Genomic DNA, 8,722 nt, shown 5'->3' on the forward strand with positions numbered 1-8,722 from the left:
CGTTTCTTCGGTTCTGCCGACTTTCGTCTGCAAAACATCGATTGCCTTTTTGATTGCAGGCGGGTAGGGGATACCCATTAAGCTTGTATTTTCAATGATGGATAACAGTTCATTCAAACAAAAACTGATGCAAACAGCATCCCGGATGTAATTGGTATTCAGCAGAATATCCATCCGAACTGCAACGACGATCAGCATTAAAGTGCAGACCTTTTTCGCCAGACCGAACCAGCCGGCTTTGGAAGAAAGTCCACCGCTTTCTGTGTGTTTGGATTTTTTCATCATAGCGGTGATGATGCCGGTGAAAAAGTCGATTGCCATAAAGACGACCAGTGTCACCAGAGCGGAGTCCCAGCCGCCAAAAATGGCAGTAAAAAAGCCGCCGACCAAGCCGACAGCTACACAAATGGTATCTTTCATTTTCAACCCTCCAGTACTTTCAGGAATCGGATTTTCGGATGAGAATTGTTGCTTCTGCCCACCCAGGCAAGGTAATATTCGCCGTCAGAAATGCCAGTGCATTCTGTGATGGTGGTGATAAAGGTATCCGATTGCAGCCATTGGAAATCCAGAGAAACCGCACGATTTGCATCGATTTCTGTATTCACATACACGCCAATGGGAATGTCGATCTTCTGCGGTTTCTGCACCAGATACAAACTCCCGGCTTCGCTGGAACCCGACTGATAGGACATCACGATTTCCGCATTTTTCGTCAGAGATAAGGGCTTTGCACAAACGGTCAAGACCGACTTGTCCCAATTGAAACACTCCTGTGAATAGGACAGCACGAAATCATTTGCTGCACTGCAAAACTGCGGATAAGCAGTCAGGAAATCCGCCATTGTCTGATACCTGCCGTCCAGAATCATACTGAGATTTGATGCATAGGTCGAAATGGCATCCTGTCCGGACTGAAACAGGACGGTGTAATTTCTGCCGCTTGTCAGGTTGTCGATTTGCTTTTGCAGGCTCTCCAAAGTACGTTCTGCCGTTCCGATTCTGGAAGTATTGTTCTCCACCTTTTCCGAATAGACCGTAACCTTTGTGCTAAGCCCGTTGATTTGTGTGCCGAAGCCATCCCATTGTGCGATTTTAGCAGCAGTGATTTGATCCAATGCGGATTGATTTTCGTGGGTATGCGATTTATCTTCCAGGTGTGTGATGGAAAGTGTATGCTCCTGCAGGGTGTACGTCAGACTGTCGGACAATTCCTGCACTTTTTCATCCACATAAGTAACCTCTGCATAAGGTGTAAGATCTACGGCTGCACCCTCTGTTAATGTCACTGTAGTTGTACCATTTTTATCTGTAATGGTGATTGTGATAACACTGCCATCCTTCACAACATTCGCAATTGGGGAAAAGCCATCTTTACCAGCTACGCCAGCATCTCCCTTTTCACCTTTTTCTCCGGGAACGCCCTGCAGACCTCTATCTCCGCGATCACCTTTTTCGCCCTTTGGACCTTGTTCTCCCTGCTGACCAGTTTCACCCTTTTCGCCTCGCTCGCCCTGCAATCCGGTGTCGCCCTTTTCACCACGCTCACCAGTATCACCTTTCAAGGATAAAAGCCATTCGTCTTCGGAATCTTCGTAGCCATGCTCCACTGCAATTGCGTATGCTGACTTTCCATCTGCACCATCTTGACCGGGATTTCCTTTGGCTCCTGTATTGCCTTTTTCACCTTTATCGCCTTTCAAGGAAGAGAGCCAGTCTGATTCGGAGCCTTGATAACCTTGTTCTACCGCAATTTGATATGCAGATTTACCGTCTGTGCCTTTTTCTCCGTTTGCACCATTATGAAGCGTTGCAGAAGTTTCACCATCGGCATCGACAATGGTAATTACAACACCAGACTCCATTCGCTCCGCCTTTACTTTTGGGGAAAATCCATCTTTTCCATTTTGAAGTCCAGCAGCCTTTTCGTCCAGTTTTTTCAAAAGCTGCGTATACAGATCCGGAGTCGGCGGAATTGGCGTATCCCCATCTGCAACAAACCCAGATGGTCGAATGTGAAGAGTTACTGGTACGGTTGTTGCACGCAGTGTAGTATCGCTTTCCTCATCGTAACCAAACAAACTCATCTTCACTGTACCGGGATGCAGTTCGGCAGGCAGCAAGCAAGTTGTTCCCTCTGTGCCAAGCACCACGTTGTATGTTTCTTCGCACTGGGTGAACTGCACCACCTTGTGCAGGACTTTCCAAGCCCCATCAAATACAAATCGAACCGAAACAAATGCGATCTGGTCAGAAGCAATGACCTCTCGTTCCAGCACTTCGATTTTTTGCTGTTTCACTAAGAATTTCATCATCCGTTTTTCACCTCGTTCCACACATCATTTTCAGAATCATATTCCAAATAACCGTCTGTACACTGGATTTTTTGCAGATAGTCATTGTAAAAATGCTTTCCGGAGGACATCCAGTTGCTTGGCTTGGTGATGGCGTTCCACTGCGTAATCGTGCCTTCATAAGTAATGGTTTTTAGACTTTCGCAATACGTCAGCATATTCTCTCCGAATGTTTTGCAATTTGCTGAAATCGTAAGATTGGACAATGCTGTACATCTTGTAAACGCAAAAGCACCAATGGAATTACACGCAACACGAGCAGTCTTCAGCTTTGCACAGCCGCTAAAAGCATACTTTCCCCATGTTTTTACGTTGGCAGGCACAGTGACTTCTGTAATGGCAGTGTGCTGAAATGCAAACGACTGAATCGCAGTAACTGCCTGCGGAATGGTAACAGAAGTCAGACCGGCGGTATAGCCGATTGCAGCATCTTCCTGTGCAAAAGCGGAATCACCAATGCTGGTCAGTGTAGCCGGCAGAGATACCGTTTCTGCATTGGCACAATGATAGAACAGGCGATCGCCCAATCTGGTAATGCCATTGCTAAGCACGATTTCCTTGATCTGATCGTTTTGATAAAACACAGAATCATGAGAAGTATAGTCATAGGTTGCACCCGTGCCACGCAGCAGCAGTTTGCCGTTGTCGTAGAGAACATAGTAGATGTTTTCACCGCATTGTCCGGTCGCTAGGATTTCGCCTGCGGTCAAATCATCTACCTTGGTCTGCAGTTCCGAAATCTGACTGTTCATCGCATCCAGCCGCTTTTGCAGTTCGTCCAGTGTGGCATTTGTCTTTGCCATTTCGGCAAGCATCTCCGTCACTCTGCACTTGCCAAGGATGCACTTGCAGTAACCGCATTTGCTCTCATCTGCACGGCAGTCTGTCAGGTCAGAATCCAGAATACTTGTCGTTCCGGCACGCAGTCTTACAACTGCTAAAGTCAGATAAGTCGTCACATTGTTGTTGGTAAAGGCGGGAATGGTTGGACTGGTGGCTGCTGTACCTGCCAGAATACGAATCCCACAGGTACGAGTAGAACGATCACAATAGATCCCGATTGCTACATAACGATTCAGAGATTCATCTACATAAGAAGCACAGTCAACCGTATGCAGCGTATCACTGATAAAATAGTGTCCATCGATCCACGCCTTTCCCGTGCCAAATGTAACGGATAAATTTTTGATTGTTGGTGCAAAACACTGCCGGTACGTATCCAGAATCCCGTTGCAGATCAGGCTGGACAGATATGCGGTGAAATCCTCTGCGGTATACACCCGGTCAAGGTTTTGTGCGTTAAAAAATCCATAGGAAAAAGACATGTGAATATCACTCCATCTCTTTAAATGTCGGTGTCAGACTTCTGCCGTTCTGGTCGAAGCTCTCCACCATGCCGATCAGCTGAATTCTCGGCTGGATCAAGCCAAAGCGTTTCTGTTCCACGGTCACATAGTCGCCCACAAAATAGTCCTTGTTGTACTGATACTGGGTCGAAAAAGCAGCGATAGCGGATTCCAATGCCGTTTTCGGCTGTACCAGATGTTCTGCACCGCTGCTTTTCAAAATTTCTAAATATTCCGCATCGGTCACATCTTCTTCCTGTGCCGTGTTTCGCTCATCCACATACACCTCATAGCGGTCAAGATAGGTCGGCTCTGCACTGGAACAGAAGGTCGTGCGTTTTCTGGCACTGCCCTCACCGCAGCCCAGCACATAGGCGAAGTTTTTCTGCACGGCATCGTCCGCCGCATAGGAAAAGGATAGCAGGTTGTTGTACGCATCAGAGAATACGATATGAGGATTGTCGTCCTGCAACAAACTGCGGTCTGTTCCGGAAAACAGGTCGCATTTTAGGGTATTTCCATTCAGCCGCACATTTGCCGAACCGCCGATGGTTTCACAAAGGCTGTACAGCCATTCTAAGATGTTGTCATAGCTGACCTGCATGCGTGCGGTTTTCTGCCAGCAGTCACCGGAAACCGTCCCCATGGAAAAACCGGGCAGATTGCGGATTCCGGCAGAAATCACATTGCGAGACAGCACCTTGCTGACAATGTCTGCATAGCTGCCGTTTGCAGTGATGGTGGGATAGATGATTCTTCGTTCCAGCAGGCAGGCAAGAAACCGTCCGGTGACTGTCAGGTAATCGCCCTTTTCGGCATCCGTCTCCAATTGCAGAGATTCAATGATGCCGAAGTGCTGTGCATCATCGCTCCTTGCCACAATTCTGCCACGCTGAAAGATGGATACATTCTGGGGACTGGCAGCGATGTACACCTCAAAACAGCCACACTGGTAGAACTCAATGTCCCATAAGAGCGAAGAATAACTGTCGCAGATGGCTTCCAGTGACACAGAGATCTGATCTTTCAGAGCCGTCAAGCTGTAAATTTCCAACTGCATTTCTCAAACCCCCAGATAGGAATTGCGGTGCATCAAAGTCACACGCAGCTTTTTCATACCACGAACTGCCTCGACCCGAAAGATATTTGTTCCTTCTTTTAGTGTCAGCCAAGTCGAACCGGAAACCAGCCGGTTTAAGATATTGCTGTCTACGCCATTGCGTGTCAGCGTGACGGTCTTGTTTCCGGTTTTCGTGGTAACCGTAATGACATCACCGGTCAGAATATCACCTTTGATTTGCAGATATTCGCCATTTTCGTTGTAGATGGTCGGTGTCACTGCCACCACTTCTTGCGGAATGTCGCTGGGCAGTGCCTCGATTCGCAGCGTAAATCCAGTTTCATCCCCGTCATTAGTGATAGAGAACAGATTGCTGTTGGAGTATACGCCCAAAGGAAACGGAGCATCGCTCTCCGGAAAGGGAAAGTGAAATGCTCCAGTGATGCCGCTGTAATAGGCATAGAAAATATCCCGGCTGTACCAGTAAATGTCCGGACAGAGAATGGAGATCTGCCCGCTGATCTGCTGCTCGAAATGCTCCACATCGCAGGTTTCTACATACCCCTCGGCATAGACATCGATGTTCGCCGTCTTGTACCAGATCTTGATGTATCGGGACGGCTTGACCACATGATACAGCTGATGCCGCCGTTTCTCGATGCCAATGCCACGCATGGCAAAGGAAATGACTACGTTTCGCTTTTCGATGAAGGCATTGTTGAGGTAGCTGCCGTTCATGCCCGCGTAAGAAGAAGTGGAAATCGTTCCGGCAGGTGGATTCAGACCTTCGATTTTGGAGGTCATGTATTGGTTGGCGGTCGTTGACAGGTTCAGCTGTTCGCCGGATTGGTTTTCTAAAATCAGGGTATAAAACATGAGATGCACCCCTTTACATTTTGTGTTTAATGATGTATAATAGAGACAACAGAGACGTTGGTTCTCTACGCAAAATCGGAATTTGTATAAGATCAACTTTGGAAATTTAGTATAGGGAGAAAGTAAATGGAACAACAGATAAAAGAACGGAAGAAAAAGCTTACTATAGATTTGTGGATAATCGCTCTGGTTACGATAGCAGTCTATATCGTCTATGGTGTTTTCGGAAGCAGAATAATGAGTTTTTGCAAAAACAGTGATATTTCCGTTTGGCCAAGACTTTTGACGGCTGCTGCATTGGAATTTGGAATAGCGGGTCTTGGCATTACTATTGTAGGCCTAATGCGTAAAGAATCGTTCGCAAGTTTCGGACTTCGTTGGGAAAACGCAATCAAAGCTGTGCTTTGGACGATCGTGTTTTTTCTCCCGTATATTCTTTTTATTTTCCTTTCAGGACAATTTGAGGGGTACGAACCATTGAGTATTATGGTTACCCCGGATCTTCACAAAGCAGGGATCGTAGCTACCATTATCGGAACACTGGTTATTGCGGTTGTCTGGGGCTTTTTTGAAGGCTTTAATTATGTTGTCATCTGTGAGAAAATCAACAGACGTTTCCCGGTAAAAACTAAATTCTTTGATTGGGGTGCGCTTGTGGTTTCAATTATGGGCATTCTTTTTCATCCCATGAGCTTCAGCATACAGGGTATCATTGAAATTGTAACTACCTTTATAGCCATTTATGGAATGCTTCAGGTGAGAAAAGTATACAAAAATGCATGGGGATGTGTTTTTGCTTTTCTGTTCATTTGGAATGCACTTTGACATACATCTTGTCACCTAATCTCATAATATAAACGAGTAAGACAAATTCTGATTTACCGAGAAAAAGGAGCGACTTAAATCGCTCCTTTTTAAGTATTCAGCGCGTTCCTCGTCATCCTATAAATCTCCAGCCGTGACAGCGACTTCGGACTATTATTTGTCTGATTCACTGTGCGGCTGTTGTCGTTGTTATAGTAGTTGTTGACCGTACCGCCGGAACTGCCGCCAACGACTGCACCGGAGATACCATTCAAACTATAATTCAAATCAGAATCCATGGTCAGCTGCATGGCTTTCGCCACACCGCCTACGGCTTTCTCCACATACTTCTTGCTCTTGTCGATGCCGTCTGCCAGCCCTTTCATAAAGTCCGGCATCCAACTCTCGTAGTCTGTCAGTGGTCCTTTGTCCGGAACCGAGAAGTGCAGGAAATCTCGAATGGTATCGGCAACATTGGTGACGCAGTCCGCCAGCCAGCCGATGGCACTCTGAATGCCGTCAATGATTCCCTGAATGATGTCCCGTCCCCAATTCCAGGCATCCGAAGCCAGTCCCTTGATATATCCCACAGCGGCATCGAATCCATTCTGAATGCTGGATTTGATGCCGCTGATTTTGTCGGAAACTGCAGAACGGATGTTGTCCCAGATGCTGGACACCGTAAAAGAAATGCTCTGCATCACGTTGGAAATTGTACTCTTGATGCTGTTCCAGATGTTAGATACCACCGACCGGATGGCGTTCAGAACATCGGAAACCGCAGAACTGATCTGATTCCAGATAGACGATACCACAGAAAAAATGGCATTCATCACACTGGAAATCGTGCCGGAAATGCTGTTCCAGATGGAAGAAACCACATTCCAGATCGCAGACAAAACAGAAGAAATGAAACCAGATACAGCATTCCAAACCGTTGTCACCACATCTTGAATCGCTGTCAAGACCGTGGAAATTGTAGTAGAAATGGCATTCCAGATGGTTTCAAAGGTCGTTCGGATGCCCTCTAAAATGGGCGTTAAAAACGCCACGATCGCATTCCAAATGGCACTGATCTTCTCCGAGATCCAGTCCATCACTCTGCCCACAATGATCTGAATGGCTTCAAAAATCGTCTGAAACAGATAGCCAAATGCCGTGATCAGCGGTTCTAAGGTGGTGTAAATGGCATTCCAAACGGTCGTAATGACGTTATGAATTGCCTGAAAGACCGTAGAAACCACGTTGTAAATGGCATTGAAAATCGTGCTGAAAAAGTTGTAGATTGCCGTAAAAATGGTGGTGAAGAAGTCCCGAATCGCCGTAAATACAGTTGTTGCCACCGTCTGAATGGCAGTGACAATGGCGGTGAAAGTATTGGAAATGGACGTCCAAGTGTTGACGAAAAAGTCCCGGATTCCGGTAACGATTCCCGTGAAAAAGGAAGCAATGCTGTTCCATGTGTCCACAAAAAATGTCTTGATAGAAGTCCAGACTTCGTTCCAGCTTGTTCCGAACCATCCCAATACCACATCCGCAATACCTTTCAGGGTATTCATGATATTACGGAACGTGTTGACAACGAAATTCCAGATAGACGTAAAAATACCCTTGATGCCGTCCCAGCACTGCTCCCAGTCACCGGTAAACAGACCAATCAGAACATCCAGCAGCCCCAGAAGAACGCCAGTAAACTCTGAAAAGATGTTGGAGATATTCTGAAAAACGCCTTCAAAAATGGGAGCTAACAGATTGCACAGTCCATCCCACGCTGATTTCAGCACATCGGTAAAACTCTCAAAGTCGAATCCCAGAGCATTTAGCCGGTCAGTGATGCCCTGTGTCAATCCGGTAAAGGTGCTTTTGATCTGTTCCCAGATGGCGATGATGTTGCTTTTGAATTCGTCATTGGTTTTCCAGAGATGCACAAAGGCAGCCACCAAAGCGGCAACAGCTGCGATAATGGCGAGCAGCGAACCAAGTGACACGCCCAACGCTCCGGTAATGGCTCCAATGCCACCTTGCACAGCCGAGAAAAGGGCAGGCAGTTTGGACACTGCGGAAAAGACCGTTCCCACACTGGAAATGGTCTTTCCCAGCACCACCAGCATCGGACCCAGAGCAGCAGCTATCAGTGCAATTTTCGCAATGGTTTCTTTTGTCCGTGGGTCTAATTGGTTCAGCTTGTCCACCAGTTCCTGAATGCGGGAAACAATGGAGCGAATGGTAGGCATCAGAATGTCAGAAAAGGAGATCGCCAACTCTTCCAGCTGGGACTTCAA

Annotated in this window: 6 protein-coding genes and 1 pseudogene; 1 reads left to right on the top strand and 6 read right to left on the bottom strand. The window is 46.9% G+C overall.

The genetic code is table 11. The features are described from left to right. From DXB92_RS10810 to DXB92_RS10830, 5 genes are all read right to left on the bottom strand, one after another. A partial coding sequence (locus tag DXB92_RS10810; protein ID WP_117733851.1) for a phage holin family protein occupies positions 1–420 on the bottom strand: 420 nt, incomplete at its 3' end. Positions 421–422: 2 nt separating this feature from the next. Beyond that, positions 423–2,315, bottom strand: coding sequence for a collagen-like protein (locus DXB92_RS13380; RefSeq protein WP_147330052.1), 1,893 nt, complete (start codon positions 2,313–2,315; stop codon positions 423–425). Continuing rightward, the gene (locus DXB92_RS10820) at positions 2,312–3,679 is read right to left on the bottom strand and encodes a leucine-rich repeat domain-containing protein (RefSeq protein ID WP_117733843.1); all 1,368 of its coding nucleotides are present in this window, start codon (positions 3,677–3,679) and stop codon (positions 2,312–2,314) included. Before DXB92_RS10820 ends, DXB92_RS13380 begins: the two co-directional genes overlap by 4 nt. A gap of 7 nt (positions 3,680–3,686) precedes the next feature. Continuing rightward, positions 3,687–4,760, bottom strand: coding sequence for a siphovirus ReqiPepy6 Gp37-like family protein (locus DXB92_RS10825; protein ID WP_117733844.1), 1,074 nt, complete (start codon positions 4,758–4,760; stop codon positions 3,687–3,689). Between the two features lie 3 nt (positions 4,761–4,763). Beyond that, positions 4,764–5,636 (bottom strand): phage tail domain-containing protein, encoded by an 873-nt coding sequence (locus DXB92_RS10830; protein WP_117733845.1) that lies wholly within the window; start codon positions 5,634–5,636, stop codon positions 4,764–4,766. A gap of 126 nt (positions 5,637–5,762) precedes the next feature. On the opposite strand from DXB92_RS10830, the gene DXB92_RS10835 reads away from it, so the two are divergent. Continuing rightward, positions 5,763–6,461 (top strand): hypothetical protein, encoded by a 699-nt coding sequence (locus DXB92_RS10835; RefSeq protein WP_021683667.1) that lies wholly within the window; start codon positions 5,763–5,765, stop codon positions 6,459–6,461. A gap of 89 nt (positions 6,462–6,550) precedes the next feature. On the opposite strand, the pseudogene DXB92_RS13770 reads toward DXB92_RS10835, so the two are convergent. Further along, positions 6,551–8,722, bottom strand: a pseudogene (locus tag DXB92_RS13770) (phage tail tape measure protein); the annotation flags it as partial.

It is taken from the genome of Ruminococcus sp. OM06-36AC (assembly GCF_003438725.1).
Classification (GTDB): Bacteria; Bacillota; Clostridia; order Oscillospirales; family Ruminococcaceae; genus Ruminococcus_C; species Ruminococcus_C callidus.